The organism is Candidatus Zixiibacteriota bacterium, from assembly GCA_034439475.1.
Classification (GTDB): domain Bacteria; phylum Zixibacteria; class MSB-5A5; order GN15; family FEB-12; genus JAWXAN01.
Map to the genome: position 1 here is coordinate 17,058 of JAWXAN010000016.1, position 19,636 is coordinate 36,693.

8 protein-coding genes are annotated in these 19,636 nt (G+C 48.4%); 7 read left to right on the forward strand and 1 reads right to left on the reverse strand.

Features of this window, described 5'->3' with window-relative positions; genetic code table 11:
* Positions 1-38: 38 nt before the first annotated feature.
* Genes SGI97_01765 through SGI97_01775 form a run of 3 tightly spaced genes read left to right on the forward strand, consistent with a single transcriptional unit; the run spans position 39 to position 8,570 of the window.
* A complete protein-coding gene (locus SGI97_01765; protein ID MDZ4722623.1) occupies positions 39-3,728 on the forward strand; it encodes a S8 family serine peptidase in 3,690 nt (1,229 codons plus the stop codon).
* Entirely contained in the window at positions 3,725-5,929 is a 2,205-nt protein-coding gene (locus SGI97_01770) for a FlgD immunoglobulin-like domain containing protein (protein ID MDZ4722624.1), read from the forward strand. Before SGI97_01765 ends, SGI97_01770 begins: the two co-directional genes overlap by 4 nt.
* Before the next feature lie 40 nt (positions 5,930-5,969).
* Entirely contained in the window at positions 5,970-8,570 is a 2,601-nt protein-coding gene (locus SGI97_01775; GenBank protein ID MDZ4722625.1) for a T9SS type A sorting domain-containing protein, read from the forward strand.
* An 8-nt stretch (positions 8,571-8,578) separates the two neighbouring features.
* Here the strand turns inward: SGI97_01775 and SGI97_01780 are convergent, their stop codons facing one another.
* Positions 8,579-9,055, reverse strand: a complete 477-nt coding sequence (locus SGI97_01780) for an EVE domain-containing protein (protein MDZ4722626.1) — start codon at positions 9,053-9,055, stop codon at positions 8,579-8,581.
* 243 nt (positions 9,056-9,298) lie between these two features.
* On the opposite strand from SGI97_01780, the gene SGI97_01785 reads away from it, so the two are divergent.
* The 4 genes from SGI97_01785 (at position 9,299) to SGI97_01800 (ending at position 19,620) form a co-directional block, all read left to right on the forward strand.
* A complete protein-coding gene (locus SGI97_01785; protein MDZ4722627.1) occupies positions 9,299-13,045 on the forward strand; it encodes a S8 family serine peptidase in 3,747 nt (1,248 codons plus the stop codon).
* 115 nt (positions 13,046-13,160) lie between these two features.
* The gene (locus SGI97_01790; GenBank protein ID MDZ4722628.1) at positions 13,161-13,832 is read left to right on the forward strand and encodes a protein-L-isoaspartate(D-aspartate) O-methyltransferase; all 672 of its coding nucleotides are present in this window, start codon (positions 13,161-13,163) and stop codon (positions 13,830-13,832) included.
* 359 nt (positions 13,833-14,191) lie between these two features.
* Positions 14,192-16,873, forward strand: coding sequence for a zinc-dependent metalloprotease (locus tag SGI97_01795; protein MDZ4722629.1), 2,682 nt, complete (start codon positions 14,192-14,194; stop codon positions 16,871-16,873).
* 56 nt (positions 16,874-16,929) lie between these two features.
* On the forward strand, positions 16,930-19,620 hold the full coding sequence (locus SGI97_01800) for a zinc-dependent metalloprotease (GenBank protein MDZ4722630.1): 2,691 nt from the start codon (positions 16,930-16,932) through the stop codon (positions 19,618-19,620).
* The last annotated feature ends 16 nt before the right edge of the window (positions 19,621-19,636 follow it).

Sequence of the window (19,636 nt, forward strand, 5' to 3'; positions counted from 1 at the left end):
TCTCACTTCAGATAAACCGTCGTAACTATGAGGTTGTAGTGACATTAAGAACCGTGGCCAGACACGCATTCAACAGTTCTGCCGTTCAAATTTTGTTAGGCGCAACCATTCTCAGTATTGTTGCTTCTGTTACTTCAGCTTCTGCGATAATTCCGGGACGGTTTATTGTTAAGGTAAAATCAGAAGCGTCCATCGGAAGAATCCGAAGCGCCCTTTCCACTGGCCAGGCGCTGAATTCAATATCACGGCTCAATATCAAAAACACCATTAAAGGTCGCGATGCATGGAACAGATATCTGCTCCTCGAGACTGATGATTCGACGTTGACTAAAACTGGTGTTGTCTCAATTTTGGGCAGCGCCAATATCGAATTTGTCGAGCAGGATCGAACAATAGAGTTTTTTGATTATCCGACCGAACCGCTATTTGGAGAGCAATGGTATTTGCACAACTCTGGTCAGACATACATGGGAATAAATCGACTGGCGGGAGACTTCAATGACCAAGTCGTGCTGAAATCAGGATTGGCCGGAATTGATGTCCGCAAAGAATCCTTGTACCAGACTCCTCCCGCAGAAAACACCAAAGTGGTGGTGGCTATTATTGATTCCGGGACCGACCTACTCCACCCGGAACTTCAGGGACAGATGTGGAAAAATCCCGATGAGATCCCATACAATGGCGTTGACGATGACCACAATGGATTTATAGATGACACACTTGGATACGACGTGTCAGGAGACATCCAGACCTTCGGCAAGATCACTGGTGACAATAACCCTAGCGACATCGTGGGGCATGGGACCTATATTGCCGGTATTATTGCCGCACGTGGTGATAGCACTGGAATTATAGGTGTTGCGCCTACTGCGCAAATTATGACTGTCAAGATTCGTCCCAACGCCACAAATGCGGTAGGGGCGGCAGGAATTATGTACGCCGTCAATGCCGGCGCTCAGGTCATCAATCTGAGTTGGGGAACCCCCTACGAGTCGCTCATTCTCCGCGAAGCAGTTTCCATCGCGCGGCAGAACGGCGTTTTTGTGGTCATTGCCGCTGGTAACAGCGGCTCCAATCAACGATTCTACCCGGCTGCCTTCGATTCTGCCTTTGCGGTTGGAGCGCTCGCATCAAACGGCTACATGACGACATTTTCGACGTGGGGCGCGATAATTGATTTAGTCGCTCCCGGTCAGGACATTTTATCGCTTCGCGCCTCCGGAACGGACCTCTACTCAGCTATCAATGAATCAGGTGTTCACATAATTGGGCCAGACTCGCTTTATTATCTCGCCGATGGAACATCAATGGCCGCGCCTCTTGTCGCAGGCGCGGCTGCCCTGCTACTTTCAATTCGGCCTGACCTTACGCTCAATGAACTCGAGACGATCCTCAGACTCGGAGCCACTGATATGGTCGACCCCCACAACACCAGCAAATTCTATCCTGGACCGGACACGGTATCCGGTTACGGCATGTTGAATGTAGACAACGCCCTTGAACTCATTACGAGCGGCGGTATCTTCCTCACACAACCGATTTCAAACGTTAGATATACAGATAGTCTCTATATAAAAGGGTCTCAGTTTGCAGATTATACAGGGGGTTGGAAATTAGAATATGCTCTTGACGACACCGCATTCAATTGGCAGCTTATGGCGCAAGGCTCAAACTTTCCGACGAATTCAACGCTCTTTTTCCTCAATGATACTTCTTTGAGCGGAATCATGCACCTCCGTCTCTCAAATGATGTTGGCGGATCAAAGATTACGAGATTTACTTACGTCAATAGCTCCCACCTGCGAATTGAGTCGCCAGTCACGGGGAATGAATATAAATATTCGATTCCGATAATCGGCTCAGCATTTGGAAGAGATTACGACTCGGTTCAACTATTTTACTCATCGCCAACAGTTTCTCGAACCGCCATTTTTAGCTCTACCCGCGAATATTTTAATTCGCTCATCTACACATGGGACGTGTCTGGAGTTCCGGCCGATACCTATACCGTTCATTTGCACGGATACTACCAATCCCTGCTTGTTCGTGATAGCGTTCGGATAGTTATCACCTCGGCCTTTGCGGCGGGATGGCCGCAACAGATTACTGGGCATGGGGCACTGAGCGCGGTGAGCGCGGACCTTGATGGTGATCAGTACAAGGAGATCATCGTCGGCGCAACAAATGGACTCTTTGCCTTTCGCTTTGACGGACAACTCCTGCCCGGATTTCCCGTGATGCCTAATAATGATATGCGCTCGATTCCAGCCATTTACGATATTGATCGCGATGGGAGTCAGGAAATTATCTGCCTCAACGAGGACGGGATACTCAGCTTTGAGATGGATGGTTCTATGACTTCAGGCTGGCCACAACCATGCGCGACCGGCCTAACATCCTATGGCTTTCCGCACCCGTCAATAGCAAGACTTGGGACATTTGAGGATTCGGCAATAATCACAATAAATGGCTCAGGACAGATACTTGCGTATGAATTCAACGGCGACCCGTATTTCTATTCTCTCGATGGATGGTTTGCGTCATTCAATTCCGAACAGTCATTATCCTATATCTATGGTGGGAATTCTGTAAGCGCTGCGGATCTGGATGGCGACGGTCATAACGAAGTCATCGCTACTTACTCGACAAATGGCCCTTTAGCGGGAGTTGCAGTCTTTGAGGGACGAACAGGCCAGCCGGCATTTGACCGACCGCTACCGCAGGTTATCGAGATGAATATTTGTTATGGAACGGTAATGACAGATATCAATGGCGATAACCTGCCTGATATTGTCAGCTGTGGCGTCGATTCATTTGGAAATCGCATTGTCTATGCTAAAACGCACGGAGTGACTAACCTGCCTGGCTGGCCGATTATTCTTCCACAGGTGGCAGGATGGCGCGGTAGTTTTCCCACAGCGGCCGATTTGGATTTGGATGGCAGGCCGGAGATTATCCTTACGTTTTTTGAACTCGACGTCGGCGCGCTGTATATATTTAAGTCCGATGGAACACCGTATATTGAACGCGAAGGGCGGCCATACGGAGAAGCCTACAGACTGCCTCTTACGTTCGGCACTCCGATAGTTGCCGATCTTACCGGAGACAGCCATCCGGAAATTGTGATACGATCCGGTTATATTTTCCCGGGTACTGGTACAGAAAAAGTACATATTCTTGATTTCACAATTTCACCAATTGCGGGATGGCCTGTTAGCACACCCGCCCCGCCTCTGCAGGTCTTTTCTACAATCTTCGCGCCGCTTGTCGATGATATTGATAATGATGGCCTTGTGGAACTTGTTCTTGTCAGCGAAACGGGCGCAATTTATATCTGGGATTTTGATGCTTCCTCCCGGGATGGAAAAAACAGCGGCAGGCTGTTCGCAGACAATCGGAACAGCGGTTTCATTCCCGCAGGACAGGTTGTCACAGATGTAGAAGAGCCCAATCCGCTTCTGCCGAAGAAATTTGAATTGTGGCAGAATTATCCAAATCCATTTAATCCGACCACAAGTATCGTCTTTGATCTGCCTACAAAGTCTAATGTAACACTTGAGATATTCAACGTACTCGGCCAGCAGGTAACGATTTTAATCGATAAGCAATTGACCGCCGGAAGGTACTCGGTACCCTTTGATGCATCTGCGTATAGCTCAGGTTTCTATTTCTACACACTAAGCGCAGGTGATTTCACTGCATCAAGGAAGATGGTGTTTGTCAAATGAGAAATGTACTTTTAACCTTTCTCTTTGGCCTTGCCTTAGGTCAACCATTGTTCGCTGATATTCCCACCACTCCTGATCAGACACTGCTGTGGAATCATTTCAATTCTGTCACGATCATCAAGAGGGGCTTAACGACTTTCGCACTGGCTACCTCTCGTGACGGAATCTCAGTGATGATAGAACGGGACTACAGCCCGGAGTTTTTTGCGATCAGACATCTCTTTCTTTCCTCAGAACCGATCGAAGCCAAGTTGGACGGGAGTATTCTTGTGCTCCGAAGCTCAATTGATATTCTCTATTTTATTGACGTCTCCAATCTGCCGGAGATTTATTTGATTGGCGAAGTCGATGTCGATGAGCCGTTCGAAGATTACCTCTTACACGGCAGAGACCTCTATCTCGCGCACGGATTCGAAGGATTATGGAGATATTCAGTCGATGACATAGCCAATCCTCAGTTTCTCGACTCAAGCATGCTTGGAATCCATTACACGCAGCTTGAACGAGTAGGCGAAACGCTCTTTGCCCTCGATGATTACAATGGTATACTTTTGTATGATATCGCCGGATCGGGATTTGGGGATTTTTTAGATTATCTCTTCGTGCCGTTTCAAGTTTCCACATTTGCGGCGAACGCCGAATACATAATCGTCGGGACTCTCGCAAATTCTGTCCTCAAGTGCACATACACCAACAATGATCCCCAAATTCGAAGTACTGTTACTCTCACACATTCAGTTGACCAGCTGATGCTGTCAAATCAGTACGCGCTTGCTCTGCCGCGAGGCCAACCTCTTGCAACTCCAATTCAATTAAATGTCTTTGTGCCGAGTGTGATAGTTTTCGAGGAATCTTTTGACTCACGACTTAACGGCTTTACGCTATTCACCGATAATGTCACATTTCAGGACACTCGTGTTTACTTTCCTTCTGCAGGTGGAGGGATTATTTCACACAGCCTGGACACCTGGAGGCTGACTGATTCGCCTCTTCGTCACTATCGTCGCACCGGTCCAATCAATGATATTGTTATCGATGGTGACTACCTTTACACCGGAGGCACTGCAAATCCACTGGAAGTCTATCGTTTTTCCACAAGCGGAAAGGCAAATCGAGACACGGTCTTAAATGACGGAATAAATCACATCAAAGACATCGAGTCAGTCGGGGACACTGTCCTTGTTCTTTATCCTCAACTTGAGTCAATATTAGGATACCGTGTTGCCAGCGGTACGTTTCCCATCGTCACGCAGTTTCCGGCAGATTCTGTAGACATTGCCCGAGTAAAGTACCTCCCTCTCGATAATGACACCATGCAGGCGTTGGTCACGATAGGCCAGGCTTCGGTAAATATCTTCTCACTCCAAGATACCCTCGCACCCGTTCTCAGGAAAAGAGTTACATTCATCGGAAGAGTGCTCGATGTTGAACTTGTCGATTCCTTGCTTGTGGTTTCCACGTCCAAAAAAGAATTGTGGGTCTACCGGCTTCTCAGCGATCTGAAGACAGAGTTCCGTTCGCGCATTCTCCTCTCCCAAATGGCAACTGATCTCATTGTTATTAAGAATCCCGTCAATGCCGGCGATTCTACGGCTGAGAGATTGTTCGCTCTCGGGGGATCAACCATACTTCGTTTTGATCTTACATTACCGTCGCAGGCAAGAGTCGACTCAACGCTCTTGCTCCCCTTTGATATAGTCAGTTCCGCAGTCACCTCAGACACGCTTTTCACAGTAGGCGCGTCAGGCATCGGAATGTTTGATATAAGCGGAGGAAACCCGGTGTTGATCGATTTTGGTGGACGGGGGGGAAGTATGATCGCGGCCGGATCAGGGCGGGTCGCGGTATCCGACGGACGGGCTATCAATATATTTTTGCTAAATGCGAACGGCGCACAGGTCCCGGTCGAAGATAGCGGAGAATCTTCACCAGTTCTTCTTCAAAACTTCCCGAATCCGTTTAATCCTACCACTACCATATCCTTTAGCCTTTCGCATACATCAGCAGTCCGACTTTTTGTCTTAAATATACTGGGTCAGACAGTAGCGACACTGGTAGACGAACAGCGGCCAGCCGGCAGCAACTCTGCAACATGGGATGGCCGCTCAGACAGTGGAGAGCATGTTGCAAGCGGCCTGTATTTCTATAGACTCACCGTTGGAAATCTGCATGAATCACGCAAGATGCTTTTGATACGTTAAGCGCGTTTACGCTCATAAAGAACCAGATTGGACAACTGTTTTGTCGCATCGTAACCTCACAATCCTTTTGCTTGCAGTCCTTGTAGTTTCACTGCAGACTTCACGTGTCTTCTCTAAAACATTCTATGTGACAAACAACCTCGAGAGACACGAGGTGGTTGTCGGCGATGCCCTCTGCGGCGACTCGCTTGGATGCAGCCTTCGACAGGCAATCGAGGAGACCAACGCGCTTCCTGACAGTGACACCATCATTATCTCCCAGACGATTACGGTTGTGCGACTCTACTTTGGTCCGCTGAGGGTCACTGGCAACAGGCTCATTCTCATGGGCGAAAGCGGGCAGCCAATAATTGACGGTCTCGGCAATCCTTATGCGTCTCACACGCTATCGTTGGAATCCGATAGTAACAGAATCTCAAATCTTACGTTTCGTCGCTCACGCGGCAACGCTATTAATATATCAAGCTCCTTTAACATTCTCGGTGATACCGGAATCAACTCCACGACTGTTTTCACTGACAATGGTCTCGACCTCGAAAAGACAGCCGCGATTACAATTTCTGGCACTCAAGCGGCTTATAATGCAATAATTAATTGTCATATTGGCGTCGACCACTCAGGACTTTCCAAGCGCCCAAATAAAATAGGGGTGTCGCTCGAGTCAGGCGCGCATAATAACTTTGTCGGGGGTGACGGTGATGCCAAACGGAATATCATCTCAGGTAACAGTAAGTATGGAATTGCAATTTCAACCGGCGCCTTAAACAACCAAATAAGCGGCAACTATATCGGAACCTCAATAACTGGAATCACTGCTCTCGGAAACACTCTCGGAGGAATCTTACTTTCCGATGGAGCGAAAGCGAACACGATTGGAGGAGATAGTATTGCTAATCGTAATGTCATCTCAGGAAACGAAGGTGATGGAGTACTCCTGCGTGATGTCAATACCACTGGAAATTATATCTTTGGCAATTATATCGGCCTCGACAGAACAGGACGTCTCCCCCGCGGCAATGGAGGGAACGGGATAGTCGTTACTGACGGCGCTTCACAGAATTTCATCGGAGACAGTTATTCGCCTGCCCGCAATGTCATTTCAGGCAATGACAGAAATGGCATTTATATTTCAGGGGTGACCACACAGAAGAATGTTGTTCAAAACAATCTTGTAGGTACCGAGTACAGGGGGGTTGGGCCAATGACGAATGGCACAGTCGACGGTGACGGAGTTGTCATAACCGACGGTGCGAGATTACATCAAATTGGCGGTCTTGGCATCCGGGATATAAATGTCATCTCAGGCAATAATAGAATCGGACTGGTGATTGAGAAGCATGCCCGAGAAAATATTGTCGAGGGCAATTTTATTGGCGTCAATATCAGCGGAAATTCCTCGCTCTTGAATGGCACAGGTGTAATGATTCGCGGCGAGGCAAGTTCCAACCGCATCGGAGGGGAGACACTTGCTCACGGAAACCTCATCTCAGGCAATCGAGCCGATCAGTATCCTTATGGCGCGGGAGTCATTCTTTATGACGAAGGAACCACCGATAACCATATCGCAGGAAATTATATCGGCACTGATTTGAGCGGGACTCGCGCACTTAGAAATGGGAGCGCGGGAATCATTATTGGCAATGGCGCATCGTACAATATTATCGGTGGGGCTACTGCCGAGGCTGGAAATCTTATCTCCGGAAACGGGGCCGACAGCTATACAAACGGTTTGGGCAGGGGAATTCACATTGAAGGTTTAGGAACAGATTACAATCAAATTACCGGCAATCGTATAGGCACCACGGCAAACGGGTCAGGCCAACTGCCGAATCGGGGCCACGGCATCGGGGTCTTTGGCGGAGCGAAGCATAACCAAATTGGAGCCATAAATGGCTACAAAAACCTAATTGCGAATAATGATGGCTTTGGAATCTATTTCAGCGATGTCGAGACGCTCGCCAATCCCGTAATAAACACGAGCTTTCTCAATAATGATAGCCTTGGGATTGTACTGCGTGGCGGTGCGCAGAGAAATCTTCTTCCACCGGTTATATTGTCAGCTTCTGATTCGACAGTCACCGGAGAGGGATTATCGTCATCGGGAACTATTACTCTGTACAAGGCGGCCCCTGATCCCTCGGATTCGGGCGAAGGCGAAATCGAGATTGGCGGGACACTCATATTGAATGGCAACGGCAGTTTCACTTTTTCAATAGACCAAACTTATGGAGCCCTTCTTAATATAGGTGATCTTCTCACGGCTTTTACCACTGATTCAGAAGGTAACAGTTCGGCTTTTTCACAAAACATCACTGTCGATGCTGCTACAGACAGTCCGCATGACACGCAGCCCCTTCCCTTCAGTTTCTCTCTGGCACAGAACTACCCCAATCCATTCAATCCAAGCACGACAATTAACTTTTCGCTGTCTAAAGTCTCGCAGGTCTACTTGGTTGTCTATAATCTGCTCGGACAAAGAACAAAAACATTGCTCTCGGCAACTCTACTTGGAGCAGGAAATCATTCGATCAAATGGAATGGAGACACCGATTTAGGCCATTCAGCCGCATCTGGAGTTTATATGTATCGCCTGATAGCAGGCAAAGAAGTCGCCGTCCGAAAACTCTCCCTCATCAAATAGCTTTCTGTTTATTTGAGCTTCTTTGCATACTGCAAAATAATTTCCCATTCCTCAGGCCGAACAGGCTGAATCGAGAGCCGACTTCCGCGCTGAGTCACAACCATGTCTTCCAGCCCGGGCATTCCTTTCAGTTCGGCGAGTGAAATTACTCGTGGGAATTTTTTGACAAACGAAACATCGACCATATACCAGATTGGATTGTCAGGCGAGGCTTTAGGGTCATAATGCTGTCCATTAATATCCCAGCCAGTATGGTCAGGATATCCGCCTTTTGACACAGAACAGACTCCGGATATTCCCAGCGGATCAGAACTGCTGTAGTAGAAAAATACCTCATCATTGACCGAGATTTCGTCTCTGAGCATATTTCGCGCCTGATAATTGCGTACCCCGTCCCATGACGCAGTCGAGTTATCGGCTGCCTTGAGGTGGTCAATCGAAAAACAGTCGGGTTCGGACTTAAAAAGCCAGTATCGTTTTGCCATCTTTTACTCCTTTACACTTAGATTATTAAACCGATAATGGTAACACAAGCAGTTTCTGCGACGGATTAAGATGAGAGTTTTGAGTGAGTCCTGTACGAAGTCTCAAACTGCGAAACTCTGTGCTGCAAAAGGGTTTCGTATTGACTTCCCTCGGTCTAAAGCTTATATTGCGGTGTTGAATCCCTGCATTTTGTACTGCGGTATTGCAGATTAACTTCTCCTCACGGAATTGGAATTATTTGAATGACCTACATTTGGCACTCTTTCAAACGTTTTGTCTCTCTTTCTGCGGCATCTCTGCTGATCATGAACTCTGCGTTTTCAGCCGATCTTGATTTTGCGGTGAAACTAACCACGGGAGAGTTCACTCCCCAGCCTGTCAAAACTGTACCTTCGGCAATCGCGGCTTCGGCCTCCGGAAAGCATCTGCTCATCCAGTTTGAACGCGCCCTTGATGAACAGGATAAAATTCAGTTAGAAGCGCAAGGCATAGTATTGCTTGACTATGTGCCTAATTTCGCCTTTACCGCTGTGTTAACTCGTTCACTAAGCCAAAGGGACGTTGAGTCAAACGACATTCGCTGGATTGGCGAGATTCAACCCATTCAAAAAATATCCCCGCTCATTTCGGAAAATCAAATTCCCCAACAAGCCCGCCGTGGCGGCGATTCGCTGCAATTCGCAATCGTGCTTCACCGCGACCAAAATCTTCAACAGTGGTCAGCAAAATTTGAGCAGGAGTTCGGAGCGCAGATTCTCGGAGTCGAAAGCTCCACCAATGTCATTGAACTTGTCCTCCCTGAGCAGGCCATCTACAGATTATCTGAACTTGATGAAGTTCTTTGGATAGAGCCGGCTATGCCAGAACCACAGGAACACAACGACGGAGTGCGAACAAATCTTGGCGCTTCGGTTACCCAGGCTTCGCCTTACAATTTGACTGGCGCCGGAGTCATGCTTGCCGAGTGGGATGGCGGCCGTGCCGATGTTTCTCATGCTGATTTTGCCGGGCGGGTCATATCCGCCGACGGTGCAGCCTTTGCCACCCATGCCACCCATGTCGCTGGAACAGTGCTTGGTTCCGGTCAGCAATCTGGCGGGGCATATAAAGGAGTAGCTCCCGGCGCGCAGATGCTCACTCAGCTTTGGTGGAACTCTGCGTCGGAGGCAAGCAACGAGTATAGTGATGCTATTCTTAGTAATGGAGCAGAGATATCCACAAATTCCTGGGGTTATGGTGTGAGTGATCCCGCCACAGAAAGCTCATGTCAAAATACACTCGGAAACTACTTCAGTGTCAGCTCAACTATCGATAACATTGTAAGAGGCTCATCCGGCGCTCCGATATCTATCTGCTGGTCAGCAGGGAACATGAGGGGCACTTCAACGCAGTATTGCGGTTCGATCGGATGGACGTACAATACTGTTTCGCCTCCGGGTACCGGGAAAAATCTCATCACAGTCGGGGCCATCAACTCCAACAGTAGCAGTATGACCAGTTTTTCATCGTGGGGGCCTTGTGACGATGGCCGTATTAAACCGGATGTGGTTGGTCCGGGCTGTCAAAGCAATGGCGATGGCGGCGTTACCAGCACAAGCTTGGGAAACGGCTACGCCACTCTCTGCGGGACTTCGATGTCTGCCCCTGCCGTCGCTGGAATGCTGGCCTTGATGAAAGAGCAGTGGAATATAAAGATCGGAAGCGGTACCATATTGCCCTCTACCATCAAGGGAATCCTCATTAACACCGCTATCGATCTTGGTTCAGTCGGGCCGGATTTTCAGAACGGACATGGAAAAGTTGACGGCGTCAAGGCTGTTAACAAGATCGGCATCGGAAGCCCTTCGTATGTTGAAGGACAAATATCTACAGGCGTCACAAACCTCTACGACCTAACTGTGCCATCAGGAACTGCGAAACTCAAAGTTACCATTGTCTGGGACGATCCGGGTGGCTCGGGATTCGCCGGCAAAAATCTAATCAATGACTTAGACCTGACCTTATTGAGTCCATCGAATGCTGCCACGCAGTCATGGATTCTAAATCCGGCAATCCCCTCCACCGCCGCCACCCGCGGCATAGACCGGACAAATAACGTCGAAACTGTCGAAATCAATAACCCCGCCCCCGGACTGTGGAAGGCCAAAATTGACGGCTTTAATATTCCCACCGGCCCGCAAAAGTACTCGCTAATCTTTACACCTGACAGCATTCACACTCCCGGGAGCTTGAGTGCTGTTGAAGTTTTTGATGCTGGCGACCTCTCAGCCAATCCGGGAGCCACCGGCACAGCGCAATTCTGGGTGAAAAATATTGGGGCATCGCCGGACTCTGTTCGAGTGCGTATTAGCGATAACCTAAACTGGTCTGCGGCAGTTGTTGACTCTGTTATTTTGCTGTCGCCTTTTGATTCTTCGTTGTTTGGACAACTTATTAATATCCCGCCCGGGACCTTGGCAGGAACCGGATCAACAGTGACTTGCCGGGCAAATAGTCTCAGCGATACTCTGGTACAGGCTCAGCGCCAGACACTGGTTTCTGCAAATGCAGTCTATTCACTTCTGCTTTCAGAGGAGCCAGCCGAAGATACTACGACTTCGCCTTCGAGCTTCCCGTTTACAATAAAATTGCAAAACATATCGAACTCCTCGGATAATATCACTGTCACTCCATCCGTCATCGCCGGATGGAGTTTTGCGCCACCTTCGCGAATTATCCAGCTTGGAATTAACGCTGATTCTATTGTGAGTTTTACAGCCCAAGTACCGCCCGAGGTCTCGCATCTAAGCAGTAACCAAATTACTATTATCGCAACATCTTCTGATAATTCTGCCGCCGATAGCGCAAGTTTCTCACTGGTGGTTACAAATCCGGTCTTCCCTCCTGTGCTTGAATCGCCTGATTCTACTATCTACACGAAAAATGGTGTCCAATCCTTTGCGTGGAGTGCTGCCGGAGATAATTACTCCCTCTACGTTGCAACCGATAATCTCTTTAACAATACCGTCAGGACATACACCGGACTTGCGACAACAAATTTCTCAATGCCCTCGGTCGATTCGCTGTCCGACGGACATTACTTTTGGGGTGTGAGGACATTTGTCGGCCCTGACTCATCCTCACTTCAGGCTGTACCGCGGTCTCTGCATATTGATAACGTATCGCCTCTTTCAGCAAATACGGTCTCGCCGCCATCTGGCGCGGTCATCTCGACTTCGACTGTCAACTTGTCGTTTACGACGGCTACAGGCACTCCGCCGCCGCTAATAACGCCTGAGCATTTTAAAATAGAGCTTTCTCAGAGTCCAGTATTTGATGCTGGTGTGACCACCATTGAGCCGGTTACGTCTACTTCCCAACTTGTGAATTCGCTTGGTCAGGGACTATGGTACTGGCGTGTTAAACGGGTGGACCTTGCAGGAAATCAATCTGCTTTCTCGGCTGCGTCAACCTTCCTGCTTGACAGTGAAGTGCCTGTTATTCCGACGCTGTCATTACCAGCTCATACAGCGACCATCGGAACGGACAGCATCACTTTTGATTGGAGTGGCACTCCGGATGACGGTGTTGCCACATCTAAAGAATATTACTATCTGCACATTTCAAAATTAGCGAATTTCATCGATTTCAATACGTTCAGCGGATTTGTATATGCCGACAGCTTCGTATTCCCGACATCTCAGTTGATTCAGTCCCAGACATATTACTGGCGTGTGAAAGGACTTGATTCGGCGGGCTTCGCTTCAAATTACAGCCCGGCATCGTCATTTCTTTTCAGAAGCTTTATCTGCGGTGATGTGGATGGAAGCAACTCACCTCCGGATATTGCCGACCTTACCTACATGATTGAATACCTTTTCCTTGGCGGCCCAGCACCGGATCCATTTGGTTCGGGAGCCGTCGAGTGCGATGATATCATTGACATTTCAGATTTAACGGTCCTCATCGACTTCCTTTTCATCAGTCTTCAACCGCTTTGCTGCGATTAGAGCAGGCGTATCCCAGTTATAAGATACAAAAGACCGGCTAATGCCGGTCTTTTTTTACCTGATTTACGGAATAGCTAATTTCATTGTATAATTAAAATAGCGATGAGGAAATGAGATGACCGAGCACAATTTGACATTATCTGAATCAGAATATTTCGCGCGCCGGATGAAAATGATCGAAAATCAAATAATATCCCGTGGCGTTCAAGATCCAGATGTTCTGGCGGCGATGCGAACGGTGCCCCGCCATCTCTTTGTCCCGAATGATAACCGAGGCGAAGCCTATGCCGATTATCCTGTCGCAATTGGTCACGCTCAAACCATTTCACAGCCCTTTATCGTCGCCTCCATGACCGAGCATTTGAAATTAACGCATCGTAGCAGGGTTCTTGAAATTGGCACGGGCTGTGGTTACCAGACAGCAGTTCTGGCAGAGATAGCACGCGAAGTCTATACAGTTGAGATTATTCCGGAACTCTTTAGTGATGCAAGCAGACTCTTACGCCAGCTTGGATATACAAATGTGTTTACTCAACTGAGAGATGGCAACGAAGGGTGGCCTGATAAGGCCCCATTCGACGCGATAACGGTGGCCGCGGCTTCAAAAACTGTTCCATCGGCGCTGACAAATCAGCTTGGGAGTAATGGCCGAATGCTTATTCCACTGGTGTCGGATGAAGATGGGAAACAGGAGCTCATTCTTCTTGAAAAAGGGGAATCTGGTATTTCGACCCGGGTTCTGTATGATGTTCGCTTCGTTCCGCTTCGCTCGAAAAGCGCTGAATGAGAGTCACTTTTCTCCCAGATACCGGCCAATTTAGCGCACCTTCAAAACATAATCCTCTCATTGTTTTAATAAATTGAACAATATGGGGTTGACAGTCGTAATATTGTCAGTACTTTGTTGTGAGACAATGAGAAGAATGCACAATGATGAATGTTTAGTTTAGAGTGAGACGTAACCGTCATTAGTCCAAATAACCGCTCAAGCCTCTCAAATCTGTCATTTGACCAACTGATCCCTGGCAGGTTGCTGTTTTTCTTTCGTCACACAAGACAGGTAATGTGGACTTTTGCAAACATGTTATTTCTAGTACATTTCGAAAAGATAAATTCCTCGATTGAATTAATACCAAGGAGAACTGAATGACACACAGGAGTATGAAATTGGCGGCAAGCGTTTGTTTTCTGCTGATTTTTGGTCTCACGGGTTTGGCGCACGCAGGTTCAAATCATGCCCAGTCAGTCCGGACAAAAGAAAGGCCTTCCACAGCCGGTGCGGCAAAAAAGGGTGATGAGAAACCATTTGCCGAACTGGTAAAAACTCGGGTCAAAGTAGCTGGGCTATTTACCTTCTATGTTGACACAGTAGACAACAGCGTACTTATGGCAGTCAAACCCGACCAACTCGGTCCCGTTTACCTCTGCGGTGAAACACGCACATCGGCTGAGGGCGCATTTTTTGATAACTCGAGTATGGGCAACACCTATCCTGTCTATCTCAAGCGAGTAGGCAAATCAATAATGTTCCTCGAAAAAAATCTTAGAGTGCGAGCCGACAGCGCTTCGACAATGAAGGCGGCGATACCAACAGCGATTTCCGATCACTTGGTTGGTTCCGCAACAGTCATGTCACTGCCGGAAGACTCAACGAAGGCGGTACTTGTTGATCCTTCCACCCTGTTCCTCCAAGATCCGGCCAATGCTGGCTTCTTTCTCAATGGTCCGACAGGTCCCGGGATCTCGTTTGATCAAAAGAACAGCTATTTTGAAACCGTGAAATCATTTCCGGAAAATTCAGAGATTTCGGTAAAGCTTCATTATAAGACTCCGCGCCCGCAAGGCGGAGCCACCATGCAGAATCCATATAGCTTTTTTCATGGCTATCACTATTCCATATCATCCCTCCCCAAAACTGATTATGTCCCCAGACTCGGAGATGACCGTATAGGATATTTCATGGATGTGTATCAGGACTATAGCGGTATAGAATCGGAAACGCCTTATGTGCGGTATATCAATCGCTGGAATCTCAAGAAAAAAGACCCGACGGCATCAATGTCTGAACCGGTCGAGCCTATAGTATTCTGGATTGAGAATACGGTTCCCAAAGAATATCGCGATGCATTCGCTGAAGCCATAGAGTTCTGGAATCCGGCTTTCGAAAAAATAGGCATCCGCGGAGCGGTTGTTGCTAAACAGATGCCGGACGATGCCGACTGGGACCCTGCCGATGTCCGTTATAGTGTTGTGCGCTGGATGATCCAGCCCGGGGCCGCCTATGCTGTCGGCCCAAGCCGATCAAATCCGTACACCGGTCAAATCTACGATGCCGATATCCGCATGTCGGCCGACTGGCTTCGGTTCATGTACACCACCATGGCCAGTTATATCAAACCTTCATCGACTTTTGATGGCTCGCCTTCTGAAGACGAGTCGTTTAACAAAGTTGACAATCATCAGCACTCGGTGAAAGGAATGACCTGTTTGCGCGGCGAAGAATCGCTATCTGATGCCGCATTTGTACTCGGCAATCTTGCCATGATGGCCGATCCACTTTCACGAGACTCGTTGACCAAAGAGTATGTCCATGCTTACACCGTCGAAGTTGTAGCCCATGAAATCGGACACACACTCGGTTTCAGACATAATTTTAAAGCTTCCACCATTTATACGCTTGACCAGCTTGCGGACCGTGACTTTACCCGCAAACACAGCATGGGCGGCTCGGTCATGGATTACAACGGCCCCAACCTCGCTCTTCCCGGAACGCCACAAGGTGAATTCTATGCATCAGTACCCGGCCCATATGACAAATGGGTTGTAGAATATGGCTATTCTGACTTTGGCGCAAAAACTCCGCAGGAGGAAGTTGTAAAACTAAAAGAGATTGCTTCGCGTTCAGGAGATCCACTGCTTGTCTATTCAACGGACGAAGACGGTTTCGGCTGGAATATTAAATCGGTTGATCCTCTGGTAAACCAGCATGAAATGGGAAGTGATCCTCTTGCATATAGCGAGAGAAAAATTGCCTTAACCAAAGCGCTCTGGACAAAAGGTGTCAATTCAGTTGAAAAAGCCGGCGATAGATACCAGAAAGTACTGGCGGCGTTTCAGTCGGGCTGGCGCGGATTTCGTGAGGGGGCTCTTGTCGCTCCGAAATATGTTGGCGGTCTCTATCACAACAAGAGCCATATCGGAGATAAAAACGCAAACCTTCCATTTACCCCGGTTTCCGCGGCTGACCAGCGCAGAGCAGTCGAATTCCTGAGTAAAAATATCTGGGCTGCGGATGCTTTCGATTTTCCGGCAGACCTCGCGAATAAATTACAGCCTGAGCAATTTCTTGATTTCGAGGGCTCCGCGTTTACTGCGGCCTCGATTGACTATCCCCTGCACCAGCAAGTCTTGAGTATTCAAAATACCGCGCTTGACCGGCTCTACAGCCCCCATGTGCTCGGACGGCTCGTCAATAATATCGAGCGTTTTGCCGAAGGTCAGGACAAGTACACTATCTTTGACATGTTTACCCAAGTGAGAAAATCAATATGGAGCGAACTTGATTCCCCGCGGTCGATTAATTCCTATCGACGTCAGCTCCAGCTCTCACAGCTAAATGACATAATCACAATTTACCTGAGTCCCATAGGTCAGTATCCCTACGATGCCCGAAGTCTCGCATCGAATGACCTTGAGATTATCGCCGCGTCCGCACGCCTGGCCGCTGGCTCGTCTGCGCTCGACGGAATCTCTCAGGCTCACTGCAAAGAAGTCAATCGTCAAATTCAGGCCGCACAGGAGACCAAAAGGAGTTACTCACAATGGTAACCCAGTCTCTTCCCGCAACACAGAATGAGAACAATAGCAATACACGAGGAAAGTATATGTCTTTAAAACACTTAATTGTCATACTGAGTGTGACGGCGCTTATGGCTGCTTCGGCGCCTTCGGCTGGCGCCTTCACCGACCATTCCCAGATTAAGCGCCAGGGAAAATCAAAGACCTCGTCAAAGGGACCCGCGAAAAAGGAAGACGAAAAACCATTTTCAGAGATGATCAAGGACAAAGTGGCCATAAATGGATTATTCACTTTCTACTATGACAGCACAGACAACTCAATGCTCATGGCTATTAATCCGGATCAATTTGACAAGGTATTCCTCTGCGGTGAGACAAGAACCGGTGGCGACGGCGAATTTGCCGAAGGAAGTCTAATGAATCAGACTTTTCCATTCTTTTTTAAAAGAGTCGGAAAATCTGTTATGCTCCTCGAAAAGAATGTCCGCTTTAGCGCCGATAGCACGTCATCGATGAAACGTGCGCTCCAATCGGGCATCTCGGATGCCTTGGTTGCCTCAACAACTGTTAAATCCCTTCCGCAGGATTCTACCAATGCGATTCTGATTGACCCTTCCCCGCTTTTTGTTCGTGATGCCGAGAACATTAATTTCTTTCTTGGTTCTGCCGGACAGACGGGAATTTCATTTGACCAGAAGAATAGTTATTTTACCGGTGTGAGGTCGTTTCCAAAAAACACGGAAATCGGAGTGAAACTTCACTTTAAGACGTCGCGTCCTCAAGGCGGCGATGCGCTACAGAATCCATACAGCTTTTTCCATACATACAACTATTCGCTCAGCGAAATACTTAAGACTGACTATGTACCAAGGTTGGCCGATGACCGTGTGGGACATTTCATGACCCTCATTCAGGACTATTCCAAAATCGAAACGGAAACACCCTATGTTCGCTATATCAATCGATGGAATCTCAAGAAAAAGAATCCCGAAGCTCGTATCTCTGAGCCGGTCAACCAGATCGTCTACTGGATTGAAAATACAACGCCGGTTGAGTATCGCGACGCCATTGCTCGAGGTATTGAATACTGGAATCAATCCTTTGAAAAAATCGGCTTCCGTAACGCCATCGTGGCCAAAGTCATGCCCGATACCGCCACCTGGGATCCAGCTGATATCCGCTATAGCGTAGTTCGCTGGTCAATTACCAAGAACAGCCCGTATGCGGCCATTGGGCCCAGCCGAGCAAATCCGATGACCGGCGAGATATTCGACGCCGATATCAACTTGAATTCTGATTTTGTCAGAAATGCAATGCTCGGGGCTGCTCGACGGGTCAAACCGTTATCCTACGATGGCGTGTCGCTCGAAGAGCCGGCCATTGATTTGGCGAGCGCCATCAAAGCCCACATCAACGACCTTGGCCATCGCTGTGCTGCCGGTTCCGAAGGAGCGTTTGTCGCCTCTCATGGTTTGGCATATCTTATTGCAACTACCGATGAGAAGACCGACAAGGATTCTCTCTCTGACGCCTATGTCAAATCCTTCCTGACTTTCGTGGTTTCGCACGAGGTTGGCCATACTCTTGGCTTCAGGCATAACTTTGAGTCATCAAGTATTTATACTTTCGATCAGATCAATGACCCGGCTTTCAGTTCAGTGCACGGCCAGCTCGGCACTGTGATGGACTATCCGGCTCCGAATATCGCAGGAGTAGGTACTAAGCAAGGCGACTTTTACACCTATGCCGCTGGTCCCTATGATGACTGGATTATTGCATATTCATATTCCGATCTTGGTTCAAAAACGCCTCAGGATGAAACTGACAAACTGAAAGAAATTGCCAATCGCGCTTCAGAGGCTGGAAATGTGTATGGCACCGACGAAGACGCCTTTGGTCTGTCGGCCAAAGGAATCGACCCCTATTGCAATATCTGGGATATCGGCTCTGACCCGATTGATTATTTTGAGCGAAGTGTCGCCATTACCCAGACGATTTGGACCGATGCCATTAAGAAGTTCGAACAGCCGGGCAAACGTTACCAGGATATCCTCTTTGCCTTCCAGAACGGCTGGTCACCCTATCTATATGCAGCCGCTGTTGTTCCTAAATTTGTCGGCGGTATTCGCCATAGCAGAATGCATGTCGGCGATAAGGACGGCGAACTACCATTCACACCTATACCCGCAAAAGAACAGCGGCGCGCCATGGCATTTTTGAGAGATAAGATTTTCGCTGCCGATGCCTTTAATCTCTCGAACTATTTACTTAATAAGCTGCAACCCGAACAGTTCCAGGACTTCTCATTCTCCGCCTTCTCTGTTCAACAAGTCGACTATCCGCTCCACCAGCAGGTACTCAGTGTCCAGAACAGCGCGCTCAATAAACTGTACCATCCTTTAACACTTGGCCGACTGCTCAACAATACCGAGAGGGTCAAATCAGGTGATGATATGTACACGATGTATGAAATGTTCAGCGACGTGCGCAAAGCAATCTGGAGCGAGGCGGAGAATAATAGAAATGTGAATTCCTTCCGCCGCCAGCTCCAGTTGAGCAATCTCAATCAGCTTATCGGCATTTACTTGAGCACTCCGGCTCAATATCCTTCAGATGCCCGCACCCTTGCAGGAAATGACCTCGATGCCATAAAGGCCTCAGCCACCCGCTCTGCCGGCTCAACGGCGGTCGATGGCATGTCACAGGCTCACTTCAAAGAAGTAGTCAGACAGATAAACGCCGCTCAGCAGGCAAGCCGCGAGTACGGATCGAATTAGAAGTACTGCATGCGGG

Excerpts from the sequence above, each read along its gene's own strand:
- SGI97_01770 (MDZ4722624.1), top strand. The coding sequence starts at position 3,725 with ATGAGAAATGTACTTTTAACCTTTCTCTTTGGCCTTGCCTTAGGTCAA.
- SGI97_01780 (MDZ4722626.1), bottom strand. The coding sequence starts at position 9,055 with ATGGCAAAACGATACTGGCTTTTTAAGTCCGAACCCGACTGTTTTTCG.
- SGI97_01785 (MDZ4722627.1), top strand. The coding sequence starts at position 9,299 with ATGACCTACATTTGGCACTCTTTCAAACGTTTTGTCTCTCTTTCTGCG.
- SGI97_01790 (MDZ4722628.1), top strand. The coding sequence starts at position 13,161 with ATGACCGAGCACAATTTGACATTATCTGAATCAGAATATTTCGCGCGC.
- SGI97_01795 (MDZ4722629.1), top strand. The coding sequence starts at position 14,192 with ATGACACACAGGAGTATGAAATTGGCGGCAAGCGTTTGTTTTCTGCTG.
- SGI97_01800 (MDZ4722630.1), top strand. The coding sequence starts at position 16,930 with ATGTCTTTAAAACACTTAATTGTCATACTGAGTGTGACGGCGCTTATG.